Source organism: Leisingera sp. M527 (assembly GCF_025141525.1).
Classification (GTDB): Bacteria; Pseudomonadota; Alphaproteobacteria; order Rhodobacterales; family Rhodobacteraceae; genus Leisingera.
This window is the reverse complement of the sequence record NZ_CP081037.1, coordinates 3,412,643-3,436,682: the sequence shown is the minus strand read 5'-3', so window position 1 is coordinate 3,436,682 and position 24,040 is coordinate 3,412,643. Positions and strand designations below refer to the sequence as shown.

The 24,040-nt window shown below is 59.4% G+C and carries 25 protein-coding genes; 13 read left to right on the top strand and 12 right to left on the bottom strand.

Translation table 11 applies throughout. The annotated features are described in order from the left end of the window. Nucleotides 1-42: 42 nt before the first annotated feature. On the top strand, nucleotides 43-555 hold the full coding sequence (locus K3555_RS17005; protein WP_409201663.1) for a DUF4864 domain-containing protein: 513 nt from the start codon (nucleotides 43-45) through the stop codon (nucleotides 553-555). 97 nt (nucleotides 556-652) lie between these two features. Then, nucleotides 653-2,938, top strand: a complete 2,286-nt coding sequence (locus K3555_RS17000) for a glycosyl hydrolase family 28-related protein (protein WP_260006370.1) — start codon at nucleotides 653-655, stop codon at nucleotides 2,936-2,938. On the opposite strand, the gene K3555_RS16995 is transcribed toward K3555_RS17000, so the two are convergent. Together K3555_RS16995 and K3555_RS16990 are read right to left on the bottom strand one after the other, a co-directional pair. Continuing rightward, nucleotides 2,935-3,429: a HugZ family protein gene (locus K3555_RS16995; protein ID WP_260006369.1), complete on the bottom strand. Its 495-nt coding sequence runs from the start codon at nucleotides 3,427-3,429 to the stop codon at nucleotides 2,935-2,937. The two genes, K3555_RS17000 and K3555_RS16995, sit on opposite strands and share 4 nt — an antisense overlap. 27 nt (nucleotides 3,430-3,456) lie before the next feature. Beyond that, on the bottom strand, nucleotides 3,457-4,086 hold the full coding sequence (locus K3555_RS16990; protein WP_260006368.1) for a hypothetical protein: 630 nt from the start codon (nucleotides 4,084-4,086) through the stop codon (nucleotides 3,457-3,459). 183 nt (nucleotides 4,087-4,269) lie between these two features. On the opposite strand from K3555_RS16990, the gene K3555_RS16985 reads away from it, so the two are divergent. Together K3555_RS16985 and K3555_RS16980 are read left to right on the top strand one after the other, a co-directional pair. Next, nucleotides 4,270-4,593: an antibiotic biosynthesis monooxygenase gene (locus tag K3555_RS16985; RefSeq protein ID WP_129369562.1), complete on the top strand. Its 324-nt coding sequence runs from the start codon at nucleotides 4,270-4,272 to the stop codon at nucleotides 4,591-4,593. A gap of 106 nt (nucleotides 4,594-4,699) precedes the next feature. Beyond that, nucleotides 4,700-5,107, top strand: coding sequence for a universal stress protein (locus K3555_RS16980; RefSeq protein ID WP_260006367.1), 408 nt, complete (start codon nucleotides 4,700-4,702; stop codon nucleotides 5,105-5,107). Between the two features lie 11 nt (nucleotides 5,108-5,118). On the opposite strand, the gene K3555_RS16975 is transcribed toward K3555_RS16980, so the two are convergent. Next, nucleotides 5,119-5,733: a hypothetical protein gene (locus K3555_RS16975; protein WP_260006366.1), complete on the bottom strand. Its 615-nt coding sequence runs from the start codon at nucleotides 5,731-5,733 to the stop codon at nucleotides 5,119-5,121. Between the two features lie 165 nt (nucleotides 5,734-5,898). Here K3555_RS16975 and K3555_RS16970 point away from each other — a divergent pair, with 165 nt between their 5' ends. After that, nucleotides 5,899-6,159, top strand: coding sequence for a zf-TFIIB domain-containing protein (locus K3555_RS16970; protein WP_260006365.1), 261 nt, complete (start codon nucleotides 5,899-5,901; stop codon nucleotides 6,157-6,159). A 55-nt stretch (nucleotides 6,160-6,214) separates the two neighbouring features. On the opposite strand, the gene K3555_RS16965 is transcribed toward K3555_RS16970, so the two are convergent. After that, a complete protein-coding gene (locus K3555_RS16965; RefSeq protein WP_259987475.1) occupies nucleotides 6,215-6,682 on the bottom strand; it encodes an aminoacyl-tRNA deacylase in 468 nt (155 codons plus the stop codon). A gap of 309 nt (nucleotides 6,683-6,991) precedes the next feature. On the opposite strand from K3555_RS16965, the gene ettA reads away from it, so the two are divergent. After that, on the top strand, nucleotides 6,992-8,659 hold the full coding sequence (ettA, locus tag K3555_RS16960) for an energy-dependent translational throttle protein EttA (protein ID WP_260006364.1): 1,668 nt from the start codon (nucleotides 6,992-6,994) through the stop codon (nucleotides 8,657-8,659). Between the two features lie 227 nt (nucleotides 8,660-8,886). On the opposite strand, the gene K3555_RS16955 is transcribed toward ettA, so the two are convergent. From K3555_RS16955 to K3555_RS16940, 4 genes are all read right to left on the bottom strand, one after another. Further along, nucleotides 8,887-9,348 carry a hypothetical protein gene (locus tag K3555_RS16955; protein ID WP_260006363.1) on the bottom strand — a complete coding sequence of 154 codons (462 nt, stop codon included), beginning with the start codon at nucleotides 9,346-9,348 and terminating at the stop codon, nucleotides 8,887-8,889. Between the two features lie 8 nt (nucleotides 9,349-9,356). Next, a complete protein-coding gene (locus tag K3555_RS16950) occupies nucleotides 9,357-9,599 on the bottom strand; it encodes a hypothetical protein (protein WP_260006362.1) in 243 nt (80 codons plus the stop codon). A gap of 35 nt (nucleotides 9,600-9,634) precedes the next feature. Further along, nucleotides 9,635-11,833, bottom strand: a complete 2,199-nt coding sequence (gene uvrB / locus K3555_RS16945; protein WP_260006361.1) for an excinuclease ABC subunit UvrB — start codon at nucleotides 11,831-11,833, stop codon at nucleotides 9,635-9,637. 97 nt (nucleotides 11,834-11,930) lie between these two features. After that, the gene (locus K3555_RS16940) at nucleotides 11,931-12,371 is read right to left on the bottom strand and encodes a MarR family winged helix-turn-helix transcriptional regulator (RefSeq protein ID WP_260006360.1); all 441 of its coding nucleotides are present in this window, start codon (nucleotides 12,369-12,371) and stop codon (nucleotides 11,931-11,933) included. 86 nt (nucleotides 12,372-12,457) lie between these two features. Between K3555_RS16940 and K3555_RS16935 the strand changes: the two genes are divergently transcribed. The 7 genes from K3555_RS16935 (at nucleotide 12,458) to K3555_RS16905 (ending at nucleotide 18,369) form a co-directional block, all read left to right on the top strand. Then, entirely contained in the window at nucleotides 12,458-13,144 is a 687-nt protein-coding gene (locus K3555_RS16935) for a glutathione S-transferase family protein (protein ID WP_260006359.1), read from the top strand. Between the two features lie 84 nt (nucleotides 13,145-13,228). Then, nucleotides 13,229-13,540 (top strand): ETC complex I subunit, encoded by a 312-nt coding sequence (locus K3555_RS16930; protein WP_259987466.1) that lies wholly within the window; start codon nucleotides 13,229-13,231, stop codon nucleotides 13,538-13,540. Between the two features lie 756 nt (nucleotides 13,541-14,296). After that, nucleotides 14,297-15,292 (top strand): hypothetical protein, encoded by a 996-nt coding sequence (locus K3555_RS16925; RefSeq protein WP_260006358.1) that lies wholly within the window; start codon nucleotides 14,297-14,299, stop codon nucleotides 15,290-15,292. Nucleotides 15,293-15,694: 402 nt separating this feature from the next. Further along, a complete protein-coding gene (locus K3555_RS16920) occupies nucleotides 15,695-16,912 on the top strand; it encodes a multidrug effflux MFS transporter (RefSeq protein WP_260006357.1) in 1,218 nt (405 codons plus the stop codon). Nucleotides 16,913-17,083: 171 nt separating this feature from the next. Continuing rightward, a complete protein-coding gene (locus K3555_RS16915; RefSeq protein ID WP_260006356.1) occupies nucleotides 17,084-17,443 on the top strand; it encodes a hypothetical protein in 360 nt (119 codons plus the stop codon). Then, on the top strand, nucleotides 17,433-18,008 hold the full coding sequence (locus K3555_RS16910; protein WP_260006355.1) for a DUF6680 family protein: 576 nt from the start codon (nucleotides 17,433-17,435) through the stop codon (nucleotides 18,006-18,008). The genes K3555_RS16915 and K3555_RS16910 overlap by 11 nt, the downstream gene beginning before the upstream one ends. Beyond that, nucleotides 17,992-18,369 (top strand): DUF2513 domain-containing protein, encoded by a 378-nt coding sequence (locus tag K3555_RS16905; RefSeq protein ID WP_260006354.1) that lies wholly within the window; start codon nucleotides 17,992-17,994, stop codon nucleotides 18,367-18,369. The genes K3555_RS16910 and K3555_RS16905 overlap by 17 nt, the downstream gene beginning before the upstream one ends. A 585-nt stretch (nucleotides 18,370-18,954) precedes the next feature. On the opposite strand, the gene K3555_RS16900 is transcribed toward K3555_RS16905, so the two are convergent. The 4 genes from K3555_RS16900 to K3555_RS16885 form a co-directional block, all read right to left on the bottom strand. Further along, on the bottom strand, nucleotides 18,955-20,148 hold the full coding sequence (locus tag K3555_RS16900) for an IS91 family transposase (RefSeq protein ID WP_260005205.1): 1,194 nt from the start codon (nucleotides 20,146-20,148) through the stop codon (nucleotides 18,955-18,957). Nucleotides 20,149-20,160: 12 nt separating this feature from the next. Further along, the gene (locus tag K3555_RS16895; protein ID WP_260005203.1) at nucleotides 20,161-21,048 is read right to left on the bottom strand and encodes a site-specific integrase; all 888 of its coding nucleotides are present in this window, start codon (nucleotides 21,046-21,048) and stop codon (nucleotides 20,161-20,163) included. Between the two features lie 667 nt (nucleotides 21,049-21,715). Beyond that, a complete protein-coding gene (locus tag K3555_RS16890) occupies nucleotides 21,716-22,909 on the bottom strand; it encodes an IS91 family transposase (RefSeq protein WP_260005205.1) in 1,194 nt (397 codons plus the stop codon). Between the two features lie 12 nt (nucleotides 22,910-22,921). Next, nucleotides 22,922-23,809 carry a site-specific integrase gene (locus K3555_RS16885; protein WP_260005203.1) on the bottom strand — a complete coding sequence of 296 codons (888 nt, stop codon included), beginning with the start codon at nucleotides 23,807-23,809 and terminating at the stop codon, nucleotides 22,922-22,924. Nucleotides 23,810-24,040: the final 231 nt, after the last annotated feature.

Sequence of the window (24,040 nt, the reverse complement as noted above, 5' to 3'; positions counted from 1 at the left end):
TCAGCAAGGGCGCGGGTTTCCGCGCCCTATTCTTTTTCAGCCATGCGCGGCGGCCTGCGGCCTTGTTCCGCCCTGTGCGTCAGCTCCATCAAAAAACTTTTTGACGTCACGTCACATTGCCCTAACTGGAGTCAAACGGACCGGGAGGGACAGATGCGCAGTGTTCTGTTTGCGGGGGTAAGTGTTTTTCTTCTGGCCTTCCCGGCAATAGCTCAAAGGGAGCCGGTCACAGCTGTGATCGGCTCTCAGATTTCTGCCTTCCTGAACAATGATACCGAAACCGCTTTCTCCTACGCTTCGCCGTTGATCCGGCGCATTTTCGGCTCTCCGGACCACTTTGCCGAGATGGTGCGCCAGGGCTACCCGATGGTCTGGCGGCCTGCCGAAGTGCGCTATCTGGACTTACGCGAGGTGGCAGGCAGCCATTGGCAGCGGGTGATGATCACTGACACAAAGGGCCGCGTGCACCTTTTGGATTACCAAATGGTTAATCTTGAAAGTGGTTGGAAAATCAACGCGGTACAGTTATTGAACGGGCACGCTGAAGGCGCCTGAGCCCAGGCCTGCGCACGCACCGCTGGGCGGAATTTAACGCGGCATCTGTAAATCCTTTTCCCTGAACGCGACATGCTCAGCAGGAAAAGGAATTCTCATGAACAAGGCAATCACCGAAGGTTTGCAGCTGATGCCGCCCGCATTTGCGGGTGGTCTGGACGTCTGGTCCAGCGGCGACGGCACCCCCGGATCAGACACCTATGACGGCGCCGCCAATGCAGTCTTTGTGGCGGCGGACGCTGATTTCGGCGGCTGCCTGGAGATGCAGAAGACTGAGAACACCCAGAAGCTGCGCTTCATGGGGCAGACGCCGCTGCAACCGGGCTGCTATCTGCAGATCAAGATCCGTGTCAAAGCAGTGAGCGGCGCGCTGCCTGCGGTCCGCGTTGCAGGCTGGGCCGGTGCCAGCGGCGGCAGCCATATCGGCGGCGTGACTGAGGCTGCGCCGCAGGTCTCGTTGATCGCCTATGGCCAGGTGGCGGAGGTCACCGGCATTGTCGGCAGCGGCAGCCGCGGCGGCGTGGACATGCCCTGGGGGCGCAGTGCGGCCTACGGCCATTTCGGCCTCGACCTGACTGGCGCCAACGGCGGCGTGGTGCGGATCGACGACATCGAGATCACCGACATCACCAGCGCCTTTGTGCGGGATATGCTAAGCTTGGTGGACGTCACCGATTATGGCGCGGTGGGCAATGGCAGCTTTGATTGCACGGCGGCCTTTGAAGCGGCGGACGCGGCAGCAGACGGGCGGCGCATCCTGGTGCCCGCAGGGGATTTCCGCCTGAGCAGCACCGTTTCGCTGAACCACCAGGCCGTGTTCGAAGGCACCGTTTCCATGCCGGACAGTCAGATGCTGTTGCTGACAAAGAATTTCGATTTCCCCGCATATGCGGCGGCATTCGGCAATGAGGAGCTGGGGTTCAAAAAGGCGTTTCAGGCGCTGATCAACAACGCAGATCACGAATCCCTGGATCTGAAGGGCCGCAAGATCACCGTCACCGGGCCGATCGACATGCAAGCGGCAGTCCCGAACAAAAGCTCTTATGCGACCCGCCGGGTGATCCGCAACGGCCAATTGGAGGCCGCCAGCAATGCGGCCTGGGACACCGGTACGGTGACCTCGCTGGCAACCTACAGTGCCTCGGACTCCAAGAAGCTGACCAATGTTGCGAACATCGCGAATATCGCGGTTGGCTCGCTGGTCGAAGGCGCCGGAGTGGGCCGCGAGATCTATGTGAAATCCAAAAACACCGGCGCCGGAGAGCTAACCCTCAGCGCAGCGCTTTATGATGCCGAAGGCACCCAGACGTTCACCTTCCGCGACTTCAAATACCTGGTGGATTTCAGCGGCTTCAGTTCGCTCAGCAAGTTTGGCATGGAAGGCATCGAATTCCAGTGCAATTCCCGCTGCAGCGCAGTGCGGCTGGCGCCGGCCGGGTCGGTGAATTCGTTCGACAGCTGTTTCTTTTCACGCCCTAAAGACCGAGGCATTACGTCGGCCGGAACCGGCTGCCAGGGTATTCTGGTCGACAATTGCCAGTTCCTGTCAGCTGAGGACCCGCTGGACGTTCCAGACCGGGTCAGCATCGGCCTTAACGTTAATTCCAACGACGCCAAGCTGCGCAGCAACCGGGCCACAAGGTTCCGCCATTTCGCGCTGCTGGCGGGCGGCAACAATACGGTAACCGGAAATCACTTCTTTCAGGGCGACAGCATCGCCAACGGCGTGCGCACAGCAGGTCTGGTGCTGGCCTCCAACAACTGCACCTCAACCGTGTCGGACAACTACATCGACAATTGCTTTATCGAATGGACCAACGAGCGGGACGCAACACCTGATTTCACCGGCGGGTTTTCGTTCAGCGCCTTGTCAGTGAGTGCCAATGTGTTCCTGTCCGGCGATGTCGCGCCGTGGTTCAGCTACATCGTCGTCAAACCCTACGGCAGCGGCCATTTTCTGAACGGGCTGTCTGTCACCGGCAATAAATTCCGCTCGCTTCAGGGCAGCATTGACCGGGCGGAGCGCGTGGATACCAGTTTTTCGGATCTGGATTTCAGCCGGTCTAAAAACGTCGATTTCAGCGGCAACATGTATCACAATGTTACCGCCCAAACCGCCAATCCGCTGCGGGTGCGGCATGATCAATCCTCGGCCTCAACCTCCTGGCCGGTGCGGGCCGAAGGGCTGCTGCCGTTCCAGGGATTTGCCCGCTATGTCGACAGCGTGGTGCCGCTGGGCGCGCTTAAGAGCGGCGGCAACAGCACCCGCTACATTGTGCCGTATACCGAAGCGGAGCAAGGGCCGGACAACGACGAGATCCGGCTGCGCTGGGGCGAAGCGGTCAAGGGCGAGGTTCAGGTGATCATGCGGATGGACAGCTAGCCAGTGCTGCCAGGCGGCTGCAGATCGGCTTTGGCAAGGCGGAAGGCCTTGCCAAAGCCGCCATTCAGATGCGCCCCCGTCACGGCAAGCCGCACAAAGGTGAAATCAGCCAGTTGCAGATACAGTTTGGCCTTGGGCTGGCGGCGCAGGTAATGCGCGGCCAGTACCTCATGCTGCGGGTCCTGGTGGCTGACAAAACACGCTTGGCACATCAGGCTCAGCCGCGGATGGGCAAGCGGATCGCCTTTGTCCCCCGGCTCGCCCACCAGCAGCGAGCAGGCCGGCCGCTGTCGCAGCGCAGCCGTGTGCAGCGCCAGGCCGGAGATCAGGCTGACAGGACCCCCTTGCGGATCCACTCCGAAAGCCACCCGTGTGACCAGCGGGCTGCCATCGTTCAGCAGCACGCCAAGGGCGGCAAAGCGGGCGCTTGCCATCAGGCTTTGGCCCATGGCGCGGGCATCGTCATCTGCGGGGCGGACCGGGTCGGGCATTTGTTTCTCTGGCTTCCGTGAAAGGCTTCAGAACTTTTGCCACACCCCCAGCTCCAGACCAAGGCTGCGCCGGCCTGTGTTGCGGTATTCCAGTCCCAGGATCAGCTCGCGGCTGCCATCCAGCGGGTAGCGCAGGGCTGGGGTCAGCGCATAGGAAAACCGGCCGCCGCCCGGCTTGGATGTCTGGACCTGCAGCATTGGTGCGGCTTTTCCGGGCCGGTTCAGACCGATGGTGGTGTCCAGTTTCCAGGCCGCATCAAATCCGCTGTTGCGCAGCTCGTATGCGGCATCGACCGCCAGCCAGCCGGTGCTTTGGCCGGTCTCGAAACTGCGCCCGTAAGACAGGGTTGTCTTTTGCATCATTTGCCAAAGACCCCGGTAATGATTGCCGCCGACCCCTGTCTCAACCGCTAGCCGGAAGCGGGGGCCGGCGCGCAGCGGCAATCGGGCAAACATCAGCGCGTGGCCTGAGCCAGCCGAGCTTTGGTTCAGGTCAATACCAAGGGTGAGCTTGGAGGTAACGCCAAATGCGCCATAATAGCTCAGCTCTTGGGCGCCTTCATTCCCGGTTTTCCGGTAGGTGGCGCTGGCAGACGCAAATCCCCTGCCTGGCTTCTCCAGCCATGCACCGCCAGCCACCGGTTGGGCCAGCGTCATTGCAAGACAAACGGCACAGACAGGTTTCATCCCAAAACCCTCAGAACACTGCGGTAAGAGTTTCGACTTATGGTTAAGGTTGTATTAAATCTTTACTTTACACGAAATGATTGCCGTCTCAAAAAAGGTGGTGCGCTTCATGCGCGAACGGGCGTAGGCTGGGGGAATTCAACGGAGGGGCCAATGCCGAAAATAGCAAAAACCGCTGATATCCAAACCGTTATCACCACATTTGAGATGACGCCTGGGACCTGTCAGGACCTTTTGGAGGCGCTGCAGGACGCCTATGCGGACTTCATCTCGAAACAGCCGGGCTTTGTTGCGGCCGGTCTGCATGTGAACGACGCACAGACCCGTATCGCCAATTACTCGCAATGGCGCCGCCGCGAGGATTTCATGGCAATGCTTCGCAGTCCCGAAATGCGCGAGCGCAACCGCAAGATCAATGAACTGTGCCGCAGTTTTGAGCCGGTGATGTATGACGTGGCCGAGGTGTTCGGCACCTAGCGTCTTCCAGTTCCACCCAAAACGGCGCCTGCCTTGACCCCGGTCATGGCGGGATGCCACCGGCAGGGCTATCATTGACGGGAACATCAACCGATGGAGGTTTGCTATGTATCACAATGTCCTGGTGCCGATTTCATTTGACCCGGAGCGGGATGTGACCGGGCCGCTGAAAGTGGCGCGGCTGCTGTCCGCCCCGGGGGCCAACGTGACGCTGCTGCATGTGATCGAACAGGTTCCGGCCTATGCGATTTCCTACATTCCGGCAGATTTCATGGACGGCACTCGTACTGCGCTGCAGGCAGAACTGGACGGGCTGGCCAAGACCCTGCCCAATGCCCGCGGAGAACTGGTTGAGGGCCATTCCGGCCGCACCATTCTGGACTGGGCAGAGCAGAACCAGCCGGACCTGATCATTCTTGCATCGCACCGCCCGTCAATGCAGGATCTGTTGTGGGGGTCGACCTCCGGCCATGTGGTGCGCCACGCCGCTTGCGCGGTGCATGTGGTGCGCTGACACTGCCCCGGTCAGGCCGGCACTGCCGCCTTAAGCAGCCTCCAGGCCAGCCGGATCGCCGCCCCCGGCAGCATTGCTGAGCGCAGCAGAACCTTGTTGGAATTCACCGCTTCGGCGATGCGGGCGTAATGCACCTGCTTGTCCGCAGGCGAGCGCAGCAGGATGGTTTCGGCTTGCTGCATCGCCCGTTCGGTCTGCCGCTTGATCTGCGGCACGGCAGCCGGTTTTACCGCACGGTACAGATTCAACCCCTTGCGCTTGGGCTTTTGCGCCGGGTCCAGATTGCTGTTGACCGCCTGGGTCAGCGTGTCCTGCACCAGGACCAGCGCTTTGGTTGCTTCGGCATAGGCATGGTTGCCGCCCAGCTGCTGAACCGCCAGTTTATAGGTGTGGCGGTAGCAGTCGTATTTGTAGACCTTGGGCAATGTCCCGCAGCGGTCAAAACCGCGCGTCAGCGTCGTGACAACGGTTTTTGTCGCCCGCGAGCTCAGCCCGCTGCGCTGGCCGCCGCCGCCGCTGCTTGCGCCGCTGTCCCGGCTGCCGCCGCCGCCGCCTTCGCCGCCAAAGGCGGGTGTACTGGCGAGGATCAGGGTCAGGACTCCGGCCTGAATGGTTTTGCTGCTCAAGTGTGCCTCCGCGGTTTTTGCTGTGATTTTTGGCCAGCTTACCACGGGTCAGCCCCGTGTGAATGGGCGGAATTCTGCAAATATCGCGAATTTACGGCACTGTTGTCTTGTGCCGGGCTGCGGCGCTGCCCACCTGAGTCGCTGGAGTTGTGCAAGGAGACGCAGATGCAGTGCCCGATTGACGGAACCCAGCTGGTCATGAGCGACCGCGCCGGGGTGGAAATTGATTATTGCCCGAAATGCCGCGGCGTGTGGCTGGACCGGGGCGAATTGGACAAGATCATCGAGCGATCGGCACAGCCAGTGCAGGCCTCACCGCAGCAGCAGCGCTATGACGAGCGGGGCGGCGATTATGATCCGCGCTACGGCAAGAAGCCTTACAAGAAGAAAAAGAAGAACTTCCTGGAAGATCTGTTCGATTTCTGACCCGCATCAGGCGCCGCCCCGGTGACGCGGGGGCGGCAAGCCATTGTCGAAGGCGCTAATGCACGATGCAGAAAGATCCGTGTTTGGCATCCTTCATCAGAGTGTCGAAATCATCCCCCTTCATTTCCACCAATGTCTTGTGGTCGCCGGCCTCGAACCAGACTTTGTCCAGGCCGCTGAGGCTGTCGTCAATGATCGTCGGCACATGATAGGCCTGGCCCACGCAGGGGGCAGCGCCAGGGTCGCAATCGTCAAAGACCTGGTTCAGCTCATATTCCGGCGCCAGGCCAAGGCGGCGGTCCATCATCGATTGCAGCGCGTGCAGATCAACCGTCTGATTGGAAGGCACCACGGCAAGAACCGGGCCTTCCTCCATGTGGATAAGCACCGATTTTGCCAGATGGTCCCCCGGCACATGGGCGCTTTCGGCGCATTCGGCGGACGTGGCGGTATAGGGATGGCGGACCGTGCCGAATGGCAGGCCTTGTGCCTCCAGATGATGTTTCAGGCGTGAGGCGATCATCAAAGGGTCCTCCTGTGTTAGGAAAGGCCCCCCGGCCGCTGTGGCGCAGGTCTGGGATGCCGCCGGTGGGTTTGCGATCCTGGAAAGGGCGGCATCATCAGGTCTGGGCGCAGCCAGCGGCAAGCCGGGGCGCCCCGAAGTTTCCGGTGCCCGCCAGTGTGGGGCAGGAGGGGTGAGTCGGGCAAGAGGGCAGCCGCCGCCTCCGGTTCAGCAGGCGGAGTACGCACCGCCTGCATCCCGCATTGCCCCGCCGCCGCCCATCCGTTATCACACCAGCCAGCTAGAATTCCCCCATCATGGAGCAGTCACATGGCCGCCTATCAGTACGTCTACCACATGCAGGGTGTCTCCAAGACCTACCCCGGTGGCAAGAAATGCTTTGAAAACATTCACCTGTCCTTCCTGCCCGGCGTGAAAATCGGTGTGGTCGGCGTCAATGGCGCCGGTAAATCCACCCTGATGAAAATCATGGCCGGTCTTGATACCGATTTCACCGGCGAGGCCTGGGCGGCTGAGGGCGCCAAAGTCGGCTATCTGCCGCAGGAGCCGAAGCTGGACGAGAGCCTGACTGTGCGTGAAAACGTCATGCTGGGCGTCAAGGCCAAGAAGGACAAGGTCGACCGTTTCAACCAGATCGCGGTCGAAATGGCCGAGAACTACACCGACGAGCTGATGGAAGAGATGACCGCGCTGCAAGACAGCATTGATGCGGAAAACCTCTGGGATCTGGACAGCCAGATCGACATCTCGATGGAGGCGCTGCGCTGCCCGCCGGATGATGCCGAGATTGCCAACCTTTCGGGCGGTGAACGCCGCCGTGTAGCCCTGTGCAAGCTGCTGCTGGAAGCGCCGGAAATGCTGCTGCTTGACGAACCGACCAACCACCTTGATGCCGAAACCATCGCCTGGCTGCAGCAGCACCTGATTGACTACAAGGGCACCATCCTCTGCGTCACTCACGACCGCTATTTCCTGGACGATATCACCAGCTGGATCCTTGAACTGGATCGCGGCAAGGGCATCCCCTACGAAGGCAACTACTCTGCCTGGCTGGAGCAAAAGGCCAAGCGTCTGGAGCAGGAAGCGCGCGAAGACAAATCCAAGCAGAAGACGCTGGAACGCGAGTTGGAATGGATGCGTCAAGGTGCCAAGGCGCGGCAGGCCAAATCCAAGGCCCGGATCAACGCCTATAATGATCTGGCCAGCCAATCCGAGCGCGAGAAACTGACCCGCGCCCAGATCGTCATCCCCAACGGCCCGCGTCTGGGATCCAAGGTGATCGAGGTTGAAGGCATCTCCAAACACTATGGTGACAAGCAGCTGGTTGAGGGGCTGTCCTTTGATCTGCCCCCCGGCGGCATTGTCGGCGTGATCGGCCCTAACGGCGCCGGTAAATCCACCCTGTTCCGCATGCTGACCGGCCAGGAGCAGCCCGACGCGGGCACCGTCACCTATGGCGACACCGTGAAGCTGTCTTATGTCGATCAGTCGCGCGATGACCTGAAAGACAATGAAACCGTCTGGGAAGCGATTTCCGGCGGCTCTGAAATCATCGAACTGGGCGATGCGCAGGTCAATTCCCGCGCCTATTGCTCCTCGTTCAATTTCAAAGGCGGCGATCAGCAGAAACCGCTGAACCTGCTGTCGGGCGGTGAACGCAACCGGGTCCATATGGCGCGGCTGCTGAAAGAGGGCGGCAACGTGCTGCTGCTTGACGAGCCGACCAACGACCTGGACGTGGAAACCCTGCGGGCACTGGAAGACGCATTGGTCGATTTCGCCGGCTGCGCTGTGGTGATCTCACACGACCGTTTCTTCCTCGACCGGATCTGCACCCATATGCTGGCCTTTGAAGGCGACGCGCATGTGGAGTGGTTCGAAGGCAATTTCGAGGACTACGAGGAAGACAAGAAGCGCCGTCTGGGAGCCGACGCGCTGGAGCCCAAGCGCCTGAAGCACAAGAAGTTTGTGCGGTGATTTACACGAACGGGGCGGCCAATTGGCCGCCCTTTTTCGTTGTGGCTAAAGCACGTGGTAAGCCGGGGCGCACGCGGGTTTGTGGTGTCTGCCAGCCTGCGCCTAAAGGGCAGGTCGGGCAAGGGCGCGCGCGGCGGCGTGCGTGGCACGCCTTTGGCGTGACGGCGGGCGCGAACGCCCTTCCTCTGGACGGGATGCTGGTTTTTTGTATAAATGGCACACTGCAACTAGATAGTTATTTCAATGCGGTTCTCACGATCCTTGCCGGAAGGATCATCCCAGCGAATTCTAAGCCACTCTTTTGGGTTAGATTGCATGTGAACAAATGCGGCTAATTCAACACTCTGCCCCTTCTCCAATTTGGACATCGGAAATTTCCGGCTGGCTGAATTTTCCTGAATGATGCTGTTTTGCTCATCCAGTACAAGTCGGATGTTTAAGGCAGGGGCAGGGCCAGTATTGAAGACGCGCAGCTTCCAGGAGGATTTATCAACTTTGTTCAGACGCGCAGACACTGCTGCGGTTTTTTCCCTTTTTGCTTCATTTTGTGCAGTTTGTATTTGAATACGAACGAGTTCGACCTCTCTGTCAGTAAGCCGACTTTGAGACCTGTTGGCTCTTTTCGTTTCAATGTATGCAAGTAGCGATATAAAGAAAGCTAAACCTGCAACAAATTCGGAAACTTCCATGGGTTTACCTATTTGAAAATTTTCTTAAAGTCCTTTCGAATGTCCGCAACTATTTCTTTCTTCATGCCCTCGACGGCACGCGAAATCGTGTCTTGATTTTGATCCATGATATCTTCGTGCGTAAACTCCATCCCGCAGGACGTGCATTCATACGTACGCTCAGTTTCGGTTAGGTCATTGTCAAAAGAGAATTCGTCGGACCCGCAAGTTGGACAAAGCATTGCAATGCTTCGGGAATAATCGTTTTTCATTGAGTTGAAATCTCCTTGGTCGATTAACTTAGTTGTCACGAAAATTTCTTCTGAGACTTACCCCTATACGCCCTTGTCCCAGCCTTGCCCGCGGTTGACCGCCCCTGCGATTTTACCGCGGCCTCTGACGCCGCCTCGACCGCCGATTGCCGCGCCAGCGGGTCGTCGGAGATCGCCAGATCCACCGCCTCCAGCCGTTTGACCTCGTCGCGCAGGCGGGCGGCTTCTTCGAATTCGAGGTTCTCGGCGGCCTTGCGCATCTGGTCGCGCAGCCCGTTCAGATGCGCCTCCAGATTGGCGCCGTGCATCGGCTTGTCGATCTGCGCGGTGACGCGGTTCATGTCGGTGTCGCCGGCATAAAGCCCGGCCAGAACGTCCTCGACGTTTTTCCTGACCGTTTCAGGGGTGATGCCATGCTCGGTGTTATAGGCGATCTGCTTGTCGCGGCGGCGGTCGGTTTCGCCCAGAGCGCGCTCCATCGATCCGGTGATGCGGTCGGCGTACATGATGACGCGGCCCTCGGCGTTGCGGGCGGCGCGGCCGATGGTCTGGATGAGGGAGGTTTCGGAACGCAGGAAGCCCTCCTTGTCGGCGTCCAGAATGGCGACCAGCCCGCATTCGGGGATGTCCAGACCCTCGCGCAGCAGGTTGATGCCGATCAGCACGTCAAAGGCACCAAGGCGCAAATCACGCAGGATTTCAATGCGTTCCAGCGTGTCGATGTCGGAATGCATATAGCGGACCTTGATGCCCTGTTCGTGCAGGTATTCGGTCAGATCCTCGGCCATGCGTTTGGTCAGCGTGGTCACAAGCGTGCGGAACCCATCGGCGGTGACGCGGCGCACCTCGTCCAGCAGATCATCCACTTGCATATCGACGGGGCGGATTTCGACCTGCGGGTCCAAAAGGCCGGTGGGGCGGATCACCTGTTCGGCAAAGACGCCGCTGGATTGTTCCAGCTCCCATTTGGACGGCGTGGCGGAGACAAACACCGACTGCGGGCGCATGGCGTCCCATTCCTCAAACTTCAGCGGGCGGTTGTCCATGCACGACGGCAGGCGGAAGCCGTGTTCGGCCAATGTCATCTTGCGCCGGTGGTCGCCCTTGTACATGCCGCCGATCTGCGGCACCGAGACGTGGCTTTCGTCGGCAAAAACAATGGCATTGTCGGGGATGAATTCAAACAGGGTGGGGGGCGGCTCACCCGGTGCACGGCCCGTCAGATAGCGGGAATAGTTCTCGATGCCGTTGCAGTGGCCGGTCGCCTCCAGCATTTCGATATCGAAGTTGCAGCGCTGTTCCAGCCGCTGGGCCTCCAGCAGCTTGCCCTCGCCGAGCAGGTTTTCCAGCCGCATCTTCAACTCGTTCTTGATCGAGATCACGGCCTGGTTCAGCGTCGGTTTCGGCGTCACATAGTGGGAGTTCGCATAGACGCGGATCTGCTCGAAGCTGCCGGTCTTTTCGCCGGTCAGCGGGTCGAATTCGGTGATCTGCTCCAGTTCCTCGCCAAAGAACGACAACTTCCACGCGCGGTCTTCCAGGTGGGCGGGGAAGATTTCCAGCGTGTCGCCGCGGACCCGGAAGGAGCCGCGCTGAAACGCCTGATCGTTGCGCTTGTACTGCTGGGCGACCAGATCCGCCATGATCTGGCGCTGGTCGTAGATTTCACCGGCTTTGAGGTCCTGGGTCATCGCCGAGTAGGTTTCAACCGAGCCGATGCCGTAGATGCAGGATACCGACGCGATGATAATCACGTCGTCGCGTTCAAGCAGGGCGCGGGTGGCGGAGTGGCGCATCCGGTCGATCTGCTCGTTAATCTGGCTTTCCTTCTCGATGTACGTGTCCGAGCGCGGAACATAGGCCTCGGGCTGGTAGTAGTCGTAGAAGGAGACGAAGTATTCGACCGAGTTTTCCGGGAAGAAGCCTTTGAATTCGCCATACAATTGCGCGGCGAGGGTTTTGTTCGGGGCAAGGATGATGGCTGGACGCTGGGTCTCCTCGATCACCTTGGCCATGGTGAAGGTCTTGCCGGTGCCGGTGGCGCCCAGCAGCACCTGGTTGCGCTCGCCCTCCAGAACGCCCTCGGACAGTTCGCGGATCGCAGTGGGCTGGTCGCCGGCGGGCTGAAACGGGGTATGCATCACAAACCGCTTGCCGCCTTCCAGCTTGGGCCGCTGCTGCGGTGCCCGCTGGGTCATCATCGGCATGGTCTTGTCGGAATGGGCATAGGGCATCAGGCGACTCCGTTGGCGGCTGGCGCTGATTTTGGTCTGTTTTTGTTCTTGTGCAAGGGGGCAGGGCGGGGTTTCGCCGGAATGCCGCCTGTTTTTGTCAGCTGCGCACAGGACGATGGAATTTGCCGAGCAGTTCCGCCAGCCGCCGTGCTTCGCCCGGGCTGAAATGGGGGAGGACGGCCTGCTGCATGGCATCGGCGTAAACCGCCCAGATGCGGGCGCGCATGGCGGCGCCGTCCGGCGTGATCACTAGTGTCTGGCCGCGCCCGTCGCCGTCGCAGGTCTGGCGCTGCAGCAGGCCTGCCTTGGCCAGCCGCTCCGCCAGGCGCGAGACGCCGTATTGCGGCAGCAGCAGTTTTTCCTGCAGCTCAAAGGGGCGCAGACCGGCGGCGCCGGCGCACTCAAGCTCCCACAGCAGATCGTACCAGTCGAGGCCCGGCAGGCCCGCCTGTTTCAGTGCAGCCTCCACTGTGGCGAGGATGGATTTATGGGCGCGGGCCAGCGGCAGCCAGATGCCGAACGGGTCAGGTGTTTCCATGCGGGAAATTTAAATGCATATGCATTGACATGCAAGGGCGGGCCGTCCATCTGGCATACATGCAATTGCATTTAAATGGAGGTCCCATGACTGACTTGCATCTGATCAGCCACAACCTGTGCCCCTATGTGCAACGCGCGGTGATTGTGCTGAGTGAAAAAGCTATCCCGCACCGGCGCACCTATATCGATCTGGCGGACAAGCCCGAATGGTTCCGATCGCTGTCGCCGCTGGGCCGGGTTCCGGTGCTGGAAACCGGCGGGCGGGTGTTGTTTGAAAGCCAGGTGATTGCCGAATACCTGGATGAGACCACGCCCGGCAGCCTGCATCCCGCTGATCCGCTGGAGCGGGCGCGGCACCGGGCCTGGATCGCATTCGGCTCCGAGACGCTGGCGGCCATCGGCAAACTGTACAGTGCCGCGGATGAGGCGGCATTTGCCGCGGCTGCCGGAGATCTGCGCACCCGGCTTGAGCGGATTGCGCCGGAGGTGGAGGGGCCTTTCTTTGCCGGAGAAACATTCCGTCTGGTGGATGGCGTCTGGGGCACCATCTTCCGGTATTTTGAGACATTTGAGGCCATTGGGGATTTCGGGCTGATGCCGGAGGCCGCGCCTATGGCAGTGTGGAGGGCTGCGGTCATGGCGCGGGCATCGGTGCGGGAGGCGCCGCCGGAGGGGTATCCGGCCCGGCTGATGGAATTCCTTTGCGCGCGGCACTCCCATCTGGGCGGGCTGGCGCGGGCGGCCTGTGGCACGGCAGCAAAGCCGCTTTAATGCTGTGGAATTGGCACCTTGCCGCAGAGCCGTATCCGGCGCATAAAAGCGCTGGACGAAGACTCAAAAAGCGGGAGACAGCCCATGCAAGCGCGGATTTACCGGCCGGCACGCAATGCCATGACCTCGGGCATGGCCAAGACGCGGAAATGGGTGCTGGAATACGCGCCCGCCTCGGCCCGTGAAGTGGATCCGCTGATGGGCTGGACCTCCTCCGGCGACACCCAGAGCCAGGTCAAATTGCGGTTCGAGAGCAAGGAGGCGGCACTGGAGTATGCCAAGGACCACGGCATCGAAGCGCAGGTGGTCGAGCCCAAGGAGCGCAAGCCCAACATCCGCCCGGGCGGCTATGGCGACAACTTCGCCACCAACCGCCGCGGTCCCTGGACACACTGAAGATGTAAATCTTCCTCGAGTTCCCACCGTTTCGGCACGAGTTCTCACCAGGATCTACATATAGGGCGCCCGGCGGGCGCCTTTTCTATATCTGGGTTGGAGCATTGTGGCCGAGGCCGAATGCATTGCGGAAACAGAGCACAGGCTCTTTCGTTTTGCTGTGCCTGCATATTCGGGGTCTGGGTAACTTCATGCCCGGCGATGGGGGCCGCTGCCGCTTTCTGCAGCAGTAAAAAAGTAGAGCTTCACTTCAGCCTGCTCCAAGACGACAGTCAGTCCAAACTTGCCGTTAAGTTGACATGCTTGGCGCCGATCGCTGCATGTGCGAGCTTTTTCAAGCCTTCCAGCGAAAGCGGACCTTCGGCAGGGCGCAAGCACTTATTCTGATACCGCCAGCTGGAACAGGGTCAGCAAAGCGCAGGAAGCGGGCTTTGCAAACCCTTCGATTACAAGGCAACTTTGCTGCATTCACCGTTTTTTGGCTATCAGTGTTTGGCCACCCACCTCAACTACGACCCGATCGCCGACTTGAACCTGCGGACCTTCCGTTGCGAGGCTACTATAGAGTGATAACTTTCTTGGTCCGTTTTCGTGCGACCTCAAGCCTACACGTTCTACTTGTGCTACATCATCTACAAATGCTAAATGCGAATTGTACGTCGTTTAAACAGGTTAAGACGCGCGCCTTTCTTCGGGTCACTGAGCCCGCCCTTCCATCGCGAGATGCTGGGTTCGAATCCTGGCCGGACACCAAGAATGAAACTCTACTTATCTCGAACAAAGCCTTTCCGTAACTTACAGCGGCATATCGGTAGATCAACTTATAGACTTAATACTATATTCGTGGGTCTTGATTGTGTGGCGAATGGTCAAGGCGACTCCGGAGCAATAGGTGTTACTTGGAAGAAGCCTACTGAAGCCAAAAGAGCAGAAGTGGCAAACCAAGCCAAAATCTTCGCGTGCACCTCTGCATTGATTCTTGGCGCTGATGTTGTAGATGCATTCCTTCGAGAAATTGTCTGCTTAAAATGGCTCAACTTCAGCGATGACTGCGTTAAGGTCGCGGCAAAAACCGTTACTGGGCCAGGTGGCGTAGAGTATTCTTTCGCAGATCGAGCAAATGCGATCTGTAGAGAGTTGTGTTTGGATGAAGAAATTCAGGTCGCTGGGGTGGATCTACTAGCTTCTTGGCGCAATGTAGTTGCTCATTCCAATGTGCGAAGAGCAAAGCTGAACAAAAAAACGACAGATCTCCTTCTAGAGAGTAGCCAAAAGATTCACGAAAATTACTCACATCTTGACATCAAGTTGGCGCTTGAGAACTTCGAACATAGAAAACCTCCCGTATCGAAAGAAGTCACCTCACTTTTGGCTATGGCGACCAACCTTTGTAGGGCAATCGACCAAGCTGCTATACGCCGCGTTGCTTCAACCGGAGACAAAATGGACGCACTCGTGGAGCAGTTGCTTCTTGATTACTTTCAGGACGGAGATCAAAGAACATTTGGCGCTTGGAGTGAACTTTCCGAAACATGGCAAGGAAAAGATTCTCGAAGGAGAAGCGGCTTGAAGAAGATTTTTCAAAAACTCTGTGTAACCGAAGTTGACGCGCCGAATCCAGAAAATGAACAGACTAAAGCGCGAGCCAGGCGTAATCCAGTTTCTTCACCGGTTTCACAAGACTACCTCGACGGTTTACTCAAGTTAGATAGACACGAATTCGCCAAGAGATTCGACATCCCTGTCAAGTAGTTCGACTGAAATATCGTGATCTAGTTTTTTTGTCGCGTTGTCCCATGCAGGGACTTAACCAAAATATTTAGCGCTCTAAACAGATGACTGCTTTGGGCTGGCTTGTGCCATCTGTCGGGGGGGGTCTGGTGAGGTTTCGCTGCAAGCCTGCTGCCGCATCGTCGCAAGTCGGCTCTGAGCCCAGTTTACCGGTTGCTGCGGCTTGTACGAACGACGGCTTTACATGTTGCCACCGCTGATCAAGCTGACTACGCTCGCTTTCAAGGGAGTAAGACCATGACCTTCAATTTCGTCGTCGTTGTAAGCAAAAGGTGCATGGTCCGATAAGGTTTTCCATATCCGTTTCCATGCGCCCCCGACATTCTCGGGGGCTTTTTTGTTTCTAAAGATCAGATCGCCAAGATGAACCGCACGAGAACACCTCCGCATTTGATAACATTAATCCTGTTGACGGGGTTTTCGCCCATGTCGCTCAACATGTTCCTGCCCTCGCTGGCCAACATCGCTGTCGATCTTGAAACTGACTACAGCACTGTGAGCTGGGCAGTTTCCGGGTATCTGGCCATAACAGCGATAATCCAGCTCATCATCGGTCCCTTATCAGACCGGATCGGCAGGCGGAGGGTGCTTCTGGTGGCTTTGCTTGTTTTCGCATTCGCCTCTGCGGGTTGCACCTTTGCGCCGAACATCGAGGCATTTCTGTTCTGCCGGATGCTCCAAGGCAGCATCATCGGCGGGTATGCGCTTTCGCTCGCGATCGTTCGGGACACGAGAACTGAGCGGGAAGCTGTGAGCCTGATCGGCTATATCGGAATGGCTATGGCAATCGCCCCAATGGTCGGTCCCATGCTGGGAGGGGTGCTGGACACCTTCTTTGGGTGGCGGTCGGTCTTTGGATTCTACGCTGCAGCGGGCTTCGGATTGCTGCTGCTTTGCTGGTTCGACCTCGGAGAGACAAGGCCGCAGAGGGCAACAGATACCAGCACTCCGGCGCCTGGCACGACGGCGCTCATTCGTGAGCCCCTTTTCTGGGCCTACGCACTTTGCAGCACGCTTTCCGTCGGCGCATTCTACATTTTTCTGACGGGCGCACCCCTTGTTGCGCAGTCCACTTTCAATGTCACGACCGCCGAACTTGGACTCTACATCGGGACCATTACTGTTGGCTTTATGATCGGCGGTTTCCTGGCCGGTCGCGTTGGGCAACACTTCGAACCGACAACCATTATGATTGCGGGCCGGGTTGTGGCTTGCACTGGTCTTGCGGGAGGTTTGTTGCTGCTCGCATCGGGTATCACGTCAGCGGAGCTTTTCTTTGCGAGCACCATCTTCGTCGGTTTAGGGAATGGCATTACAATGCCCGGAAGCAATGCCGGTGCCATGTCGGTTCGACCCGATCTCGCTGGAAGTGCTGCCGGACTGAGCGGCGCTCTCATCGTTTCTGGTGGTGCTGTTTTGACGACGGTGACGGGCAACCTGGTACCACAGACGAACGGAGGCCAAACACTGCTTATGTTGATGCTGGCTGCATCGGGATTGGCAATGGCGTTTGCCGTTTGGGCGGCATGGCTGAGGAAGAAGGGTGGCTATCCGGCAAGGAGCAGCGATCCATCGCTTTGAGCCCTGTGTCACGAATGCTGTATGATGCACCAAAGTCGGCTTTGGCGTCGCGGCACACCAGATCAACATACAAGGGCTTATGCGCCTAAAGTCTTACAATCGGGAAACACCTAGCATATATTGTGCCCAGAGCAGTAGCCGTCACAAAATGGGCGAGCATGAGTTATTAGGATGAGCATAGCTGAAGGAATTTATACCGCATACCTGACCGGGGCAGCCGGGCAAGGCATGGCCATGTTTGTATTCCGAGATGGAAAAATCGCCGGAGCTGACATTGCAGGACTGACTTTTGCCGGAAACTACGAGGTAAAAGACGCGCATTTAATCGGTGAGGTTTGGTACCGGATGCCTGCGGATTCGGTTTCAATTACCGGAGCTTCGTTTCAACAGGGTTCTGACAATATCGTTGTCCCCTTGTCTCTTCCCGAAGCAATTGATCCGAACGAAACTTATCGTATCGATACGCCAATTGGCCCATTGAACGCTAAGTTCGTGAAAAACGTCTCGTTTGGAGACAACGATGCAAACTGAAACTTGGTATGCACTGGCAACGCTCGCGGCAATCGCGCTTGGTCCTATTATTGCCGTCATTATCACGCGGATGTTGGACCGATCCGCCGAAAAGCGGCGGCGAAGGTTGGACGTATTCCGAAACCTCATGCAGACCCGTGGCGTCCGCCTTGATCCTGTTCACGTTGCCGCTCTCAATCTGGTAGAAATCGAGTTCTACAAGGACGCCGATGTTCGAGGAGCATTTCAATCATATATTCAACATCTCAGCGCCCCAATGCCCGTTGTTGCTGAGCAAGATAAGTTTTTCGATCAGCGCTCCGACTTATTCATGAATTTGTTATCCGAGATTGGATCGTCTGTCGGATTTACGTTCGATAAACGCGACTTGGAACGCTTGAGCTACGTGCCGCAGGGGTGGGATAGCGACCAAAATATGCAGCGTAGGAATGCTGAAATGCTTGGTCAATTATTGTCGGGCCAGAGAGCTATGCCCATTACACATTTTACTGGGGGTCAAAGCCCGTATCCTGAACCACCAAAGATTGAACCAGCCAAGGTATCCGAACATGAAGCGCAATCTTGATCTATTGCGAGAAATTTTACTTGCGGTGGAGGAGTACGAGCCCGCCCGGATAAGCATGTTGCAAAGCATCTCACCAAGAGACTTTTCTGGGACTGAAGCTCAGAATTTTCATCATATCAATATGTTAGTTGATGCTGGCTATATCAAACTTGCAGGAAAACCCACATTGGCCGGTGACTACGCAGTGCATGGGATGACAATTGCGGGCCATGACTTTCTTGATGCCATAAAAGAGCAATCTGTCTGGGATCATACAAAGAAGCGTGTCGGAGAAGTTGGCAGCTGGACGCTCGACATTGTTCTCGCTGTCGCGAAAGAAGAGGTTAAGCGCCGTCTAGGGTTAGCGCTGAATGGTGCATAAGTCATGCTTAATGTACCAGGCTCAGAAACCTAATAAGCCCATGCTGTGGGCGTGGGCATGAGTCTGGTGCGTATTTCGCCGCGCTTTGATAGCCTGAACGAAAGCCGCCGTTGAAGCAGATCGCAGCGAAATCACGCTTTGTCCCGCGACCGTGAGTTTGATCATCTCCAGATTTTGCTCGCGCGGCGAACGACCGGAAAGCGGGCTGCGCCTGCAGCAACGTGAAGCTAGGGCGAAGGTCCGGAAAGGTGAAGGTTTTCTGATGCGGGCCGCGGTGTGAGGGTGCGGCTTGGCGCGACATCGGCCCGCGTTGGAAAACCTCCCAAGGTGGAAGCCGCGGGACTCTTGGGGCTGTCTATGGGGAAAGAGCGCAGACGGCGGGGTCTGCGGTTGGAGCCAGCGGCCAAGCCGGAGGCATTCCGATGCCGGTTGGGATGCTCTTAACGGGGGCCTCCGGACAATTGCTGCGACGAAAGCGGCGTTTCGGCGTGGTTCTGAGCTTGCAGGAGAGTACAGGCGTAAATGGAGACAGCCGGGCGGCTGCGGATGCCCGGTGTTCACAATACCGGAATGACGGGCGTTTCGTCATGCCGCCTCCTTCCGCGGTGGCGCGCGCGACCGGGGTTTTTGCCCGCGCCGGAAGATCTCGATGATATGCATTGTTCCGCCACAGCACGGGCATGGCTCACGCAGGGTGAGCGGGAGAACCTCGGCGGCTTCTGGCGGTTCTTGAGCCGGGCACCTTGTCCCGAGCAGGGCACGGCACCGGGCGATGTTGGCCTTGCGCTGCGCTGAGGCGAGCAAGCCGTAGTGCCGGATGCGGTGGAAACCAGCGGGCAGGACGTGGATCAGGAAGCGGCGGATGAACTCGGGCGTGGCCAAACGCATGACTTTCTGCCTGTCGCCGCGCTTGATCCTGTAGTCCTTCCAACGGAATGCCACGGTGCCTGCGTCGGCGCTGACGAGGCGTGCGTTCGAGATGGCCACCCGGTGGGTGTACCGGCTGAGATAGGCGAGAACGGCTTCCGGGCCTCCGAAGGGCGGTTTGGCATAGACCACCCATTCGGACTTGCGCAAAGGAGCCAGCCACTCTGCGAAGGCATCGGCCTGCGCCAGCGGTTCCAGGTCGCCGAAGAAGGCCAGCTCCCCGGCGCGGTGAAGCGCCATCAGCCCCTCCAGAAACAGCCGCCGGAACAAGCGCGACAGGACCCGCACATGCAGGAAGAACCCGGGCTTGCAGGCAATCCATCTCGCGCCGTCCAGAGACAGGCCGCCACCGGGAACGATCATATGGATGTGGGGGTGATGGGTCAGCGCCGATCCCCAGGTATGCAGCACGCTGGTCATGCCCACCCGAGCACCAAGGCGCTTGGAGTCCGCTGCGATGGTCATGACCGTTTGTGCCGACGCCCGGAACAGCAGACCGTAGACCGCCCGCTTGTTCCAGGAGGCGATCCGGGCGATCTCTGCGGGCAGGGTGAAGACCACGTGGAAATACTCCACGGGCAGCAGGTCCTCGGCGCGGGCTTCCATCCAGTCGCGCGCCGCTGGCCCTTGGCACTTCGGGCAGTGCCGGTTCTTGCAGGAATTGTAGGCGATGTGGCGATGGCCGCATTTGGCGCACCCGGCCACATGCCCGCCGAGCGCTTCGGTCCGGCAGGCTTCGATTGCCGACATCACCTTGAGCTGGGTCAGGCTGACATGCCCTGCATTGGCCCGCCGCCACGCGGCACCATGGGCACGGAATATATCAGCAATCTCCAGCCCCGGGCGGGACACCCCAGTGCCCCGTCACTTCAGGCTTCGCTTGATTGTCTGATCCTGCAACTGCTCCAGCATCTCGTAGGGGCTGACCGTGTCACGGATCGTCTTGGTGGCGACATGGGTGTATTGGGCCGTCGTGCTCAGCTTGGCATGGCCGAGCAGCACCTGGATGACCCGGACATCGGTGTTGGCCTCCAGCAGATGCGTCGCAAAGCTGTGCCGCAGGGTATGCAGAGTGGCGGCCTTTTTGATGCCGGCCATGTTCTTCGCTGACGTGAAGGCGCGGTTCAGCTGCCGTGGCGACAGCGGGTTGATCTTCGGCTTGCCGGGGAACAGCCAGCCCTCCGGCCGCGCCTCGCGCCAGTAGTCGCGCAGCAAGCTCAGAAGCCCGGGTGACAGCATCACCTTCCGGTCCTTCCGCCCTTTGCCCTGTTCGACATGGATCAGCATCCGGTTGCTGTCGATATCGCCGATCTTGAGGTTACAGACCTCGGCGGCCCGCAGCCCCGCGCCGTAGGAAATGCTGAGCGCGGCACGGTATTTGAGCCCGGGCCCCGGCGCCGCCATCAGGATGTCCGATACCTCTTCAACGCTGAAGACTACAGGCAACCTCCTGGGCTGGGTGCGGAACTGCATGTAGCGCTTCATCTCCTCGCGCCCGCAGGTCATGCCGAAGAAGAATCTGAGCGCCACGATCCTGGCGTTGAAAGTCGCCGGCGTGACCCCTGTATCCGTCATGTGCAGTTGATAGGCGCGGAGTTCCTCCGGTGAGGCGGTATCCGGCGGGTGCCCGAGGAAAATGGCGAAATCCTTGACCGCCCGGATATGCGCTTTCTGCGCCTTGTCGCCCATCCCGCGGATGCGCATGTCCTCGATCATCCGCTCTCGAAGCGGGGTTGATCTCTCCTCTGTCATGGGAGCCTCCTGTCTGATGATTGAGAAGGGCTCAATCGTCAGGCAGAAATGCCGTTCCCCAAATGCACCACTGTCAGATCATCGCTGAACATCAGCCACCCGCGCCAATGCCGCGGAGCGGCTTCGTCCATGGGCCGGTCAGGTTCCGAAAGGCGAAGTCGGTTCGCAACTTTGCAGCGGCGGCTTCCTGCGCTCCGCTGCCCCCGGTGCAACCCGCAGCATCCCGTGAAGCAGCTCGGCCCTGCCGAGCGTCCGCTTCCGGGAAATTGACCATGAAATTTCGCACCAGCAGCATCGTCGGTGTGGCACCAGTTGTCTGCGACCGCTATGGTGAAGGTTTTCTGATGCGGGCCGCGGTGTGAGGGTGCGGCTTGGCGCGACATCGGCCCGCGTTGGAAAACCTCCCAAGGTGGAAGCCGCGGGACTCTTGGGGCTGTCTATGGGGAAAGAGCGCAGACGGCGGGGTCTGCGGTTGGAGCCAGCGGCCAAGCCGGAGGCATTCCGATGCCGGTTGGGATGCTCTTAACGGGGGCCTCCGGACAATTGCTGCGACGAAAGCGGCGTTTCGGCGTGGTTCTGAGCTTGCAGGAGAGTACAGGCGTAAATGGAGACAGCCGGGCGGCTGCGGATGCCCGGTGTTCACAATACCGGAATGACGGGCGTTTCGTCATGCCGCCTCCTTCCGCGGTGGCGCGCGCGACCGGGGTTTTTGCCCGCGCCGGAAGATCTCGATGATATGCATTGTTCCGCCACAGCACGGGCATGGCTCACGCAGGGTGAGCGGGAGAACCTCGGCGGCTTCTGGCGGTTCTTGAGCCGGGCACCTTGTCCCGAGCAGGGCACGGCACCGGGCGATGTTGGCCTTGCGCTGCGCTGAGGCGAGCAAGCCGTAGTGCCGGATGCGGTGGAAACCAGCGGGCAGGACGTGGATCAGGAAGCGGCGGATGAACTCGGGCGTGGCCAAACGCATGACTTTCTGCCTGTCGCCGCGCTTGATCCTGTAGTCCTTCCAACGGAATGCCACGGTGCCTGCGTCGGCGCTGACGAGGCGTGCGTTCGAGATGGCCACCCGGTGGGTGTACCGGCTGAGATAGGCGAGAACGGCTTCCGGGCCTCCGAAGGGCGGTTTGGCATAGACCACCCATTCGGACTTGCGCAAAGGAGCCAGCCACTCTGCGAAGGCATCGGCCTGCGCCAGCGGTTCCAGGTCGCCGAAGAAGGCCAGCTCCCCGGCGCGGTGAAGCGCCATCAGCCCCTCCAGAAACAGCCGCCGGAACAAGCGCGACAGGACCCGCACATGCAGGAAGAACCCGGGCTTGCAGGCAATCCATCTCGCGCCGTCCAGAGACAGGCCGCCACCGGGAACGATCATATGGATGTGGGGGTGATGGGTCAGCGCCGATCCCCAGGTATGCAGCACGCTGGTCATGCCCACCCGAGCACCAAGGCGCTTGGAGTCCGCTGCGATGGTCATGACCGTTTGTGCCGACGCCCGGAACAGCAGACCGTAGACCGCCCGCTTGTTCCAGGAGGCGATCCGGGCGATCTCTGCGGGCAGGGTGAAGACCACGTGGAAATACTCCACGGGCAGCAGGTCCTCGGCGCGGGCTTCCATCCAGTCGCGCGCCGCTGGCCCTTGGCACTTCGGGCAGTGCCGGTTCTTGCAGGAATTGTAGGCGATGTGGCGATGGCCGCATTTGGCGCACCCGGCCACATGCCCGCCGAGCGCTTCGGTCCGGCAGGCTTCGATTGCCGACATCACCTTGAGCTGGGTCAGGCTGACATGCCCTGCATTGGCCCGCCGCCACGCGGCACCATGGGCACGGAATATATCAGCAATCTCCAGCCCCGGGCGGGACACCCCAGTGCCCCGTCACTTCAGGCTTCGCTTGATTGTCTGATCCTGCAACTGCTCCAGCATCTCGTAGGGGCTGACCGTGTCACGGATCGTCTTGGTGGCGACATGGGTGTATTGGGCCGTCGTGCTCAGCTTGGCATGGCCGAGCAGCACCTGGATGACCCGGACATCGGTGTTGGCCTCCAGCAGATGCGTCGCAAAGCTGTGCCGCAGGGTATGCAGAGTGGCGGCCTTTTTGATGCCGGCCATGTTCTTCGCTGACGTGAAGGCGCGGTTCAGCTGCCGTGGCGACAGCGGGTTGATCTTCGGCTTGCCGGGGAACAGCCAGCCCTCCGGCCGCGCCTCGCGCCAGTAGTCGCGCAGCAAGCTCAGAAGCCCGGGTGACAGCATCACCTTCCGGTCCTTCCGCCCTTTGCCCTGTTCGACATGGATCAGCATCCGGTTGCTGTCGATATCGCCGATCTTGAGGTTACAGACCTCGGCGGCCCGCAGCCCCGCGCCGTAGGAAATGCTGAGCGCGGCACGGTATTTGAGCCCGGGCCCCGGCGCCGCCATCAGGATGTCCGATACCTCTTCAACGCTGAAGACTACAGGCAACCTCCTGGGCTGGGTGCGGAACTGCATGTAGCGCTTCATCTCCTCGCGCCCGCAGGTCATGCCGAAGAAGAATCTGAGCGCCACGATCCTGGCGTTGAAAGTCGCCGGCGTGACCCCTGTATCCGTCATGTGCAGTTGATAGGCGCGGAGTTCCTCCGGTGAGGCGGTATCCGGCGGGTGCCCGAGGAAAATGGCGAAATCCTTGACCGCCCGGATATGCGCTTTCTGCGCCTTGTCGCCCATCCCGCGGATGCGCATGTCCTCGATCATCCGCTCTCGAAGCGGGGTTGATCTCTCCTCTGTCATGGGAGCCTCCTGTCTGATGATTGAGAAGGGCTCAATCGTCAGGCAGAAATGCCGTTCCCCAAATGCACCACTGTCAGATCATCGCTGAACATCAGCCACCCGCGCCAATGCCGCGGAGCGGCTTCGTCCATGGGCTGGGGGCTCGGGATTGTCCGCGATGACCGCCTCCAGGCGGGCCTTCTCTCCCTCCAGATCAGACATCTTGTCCTTCATTGATGCCGTGTACTTGCC

Bases quoted from the DNA above. Each gene is read 5' to 3' on its own strand.
- K3555_RS16920 (WP_260006357.1), top strand. From the start codon at position 15,695: ATGAACCGCACGAGAACACCTCCGCATTTGATAACATTAATCCTGTTG.
- K3555_RS16950 (WP_260006362.1), bottom strand. From the start codon at position 9,599: ATGAAAAACGATTATTCCCGAAGCATTGCAATGCTTTGTCCAACTTGC.
- ettA (WP_260006364.1), top strand. From the start codon at position 6,992: ATGGCCGCCTATCAGTACGTCTACCACATGCAGGGTGTCTCCAAGACC.
- K3555_RS17005 (WP_409201663.1), top strand. From the start codon at position 43: ATGCGCGGCGGCCTGCGGCCTTGTTCCGCCCTGTGCGTCAGCTCCATC.
- K3555_RS16915 (WP_260006356.1), top strand. From the start codon at position 17,084: ATGAGCATAGCTGAAGGAATTTATACCGCATACCTGACCGGGGCAGCC.
- K3555_RS16910 (WP_260006355.1), top strand. From the start codon at position 17,433: ATGCAAACTGAAACTTGGTATGCACTGGCAACGCTCGCGGCAATCGCG.
- K3555_RS16940 (WP_260006360.1), bottom strand. From the start codon at position 12,371: ATGGAAACACCTGACCCGTTCGGCATCTGGCTGCCGCTGGCCCGCGCC.
- K3555_RS16905 (WP_260006354.1), top strand. From the start codon at position 17,992: ATGAAGCGCAATCTTGATCTATTGCGAGAAATTTTACTTGCGGTGGAG.
- K3555_RS16895 (WP_260005203.1), bottom strand. From the start codon at position 21,048: ATGACAGAGGAGAGATCAACCCCGCTTCGAGAGCGGATGATCGAGGAC.
- K3555_RS16995 (WP_260006369.1), bottom strand. From the start codon at position 3,429: ATGCCCGACCCGGTCCGCCCCGCAGATGACGATGCCCGCGCCATGGGC.
- K3555_RS16980 (WP_260006367.1), top strand. From the start codon at position 4,700: ATGTATCACAATGTCCTGGTGCCGATTTCATTTGACCCGGAGCGGGAT.
- K3555_RS16925 (WP_260006358.1), top strand. From the start codon at position 14,297: ATGAAACTCTACTTATCTCGAACAAAGCCTTTCCGTAACTTACAGCGG.
- K3555_RS16970 (WP_260006365.1), top strand. From the start codon at position 5,899: ATGCAGTGCCCGATTGACGGAACCCAGCTGGTCATGAGCGACCGCGCC.
- K3555_RS16985 (WP_129369562.1), top strand. From the start codon at position 4,270: ATGCCGAAAATAGCAAAAACCGCTGATATCCAAACCGTTATCACCACA.
- K3555_RS17000 (WP_260006370.1), top strand. From the start codon at position 653: ATGAACAAGGCAATCACCGAAGGTTTGCAGCTGATGCCGCCCGCATTT.
- K3555_RS16990 (WP_260006368.1), bottom strand. From the start codon at position 4,086: ATGACGCTGGCCCAACCGGTGGCTGGCGGTGCATGGCTGGAGAAGCCA.
- uvrB (WP_260006361.1), bottom strand. From the start codon at position 11,833: ATGCCCTATGCCCATTCCGACAAGACCATGCCGATGATGACCCAGCGG.
- K3555_RS16930 (WP_259987466.1), top strand. From the start codon at position 13,229: ATGCAAGCGCGGATTTACCGGCCGGCACGCAATGCCATGACCTCGGGC.
- K3555_RS16935 (WP_260006359.1), top strand. From the start codon at position 12,458: ATGACTGACTTGCATCTGATCAGCCACAACCTGTGCCCCTATGTGCAA.
- K3555_RS16955 (WP_260006363.1), bottom strand. From the start codon at position 9,348: ATGGAAGTTTCCGAATTTGTTGCAGGTTTAGCTTTCTTTATATCGCTA.
- K3555_RS16885 (WP_260005203.1), bottom strand. From the start codon at position 23,809: ATGACAGAGGAGAGATCAACCCCGCTTCGAGAGCGGATGATCGAGGAC.
- K3555_RS16965 (WP_259987475.1), bottom strand. From the start codon at position 6,682: ATGATCGCCTCACGCCTGAAACATCATCTGGAGGCACAAGGCCTGCCA.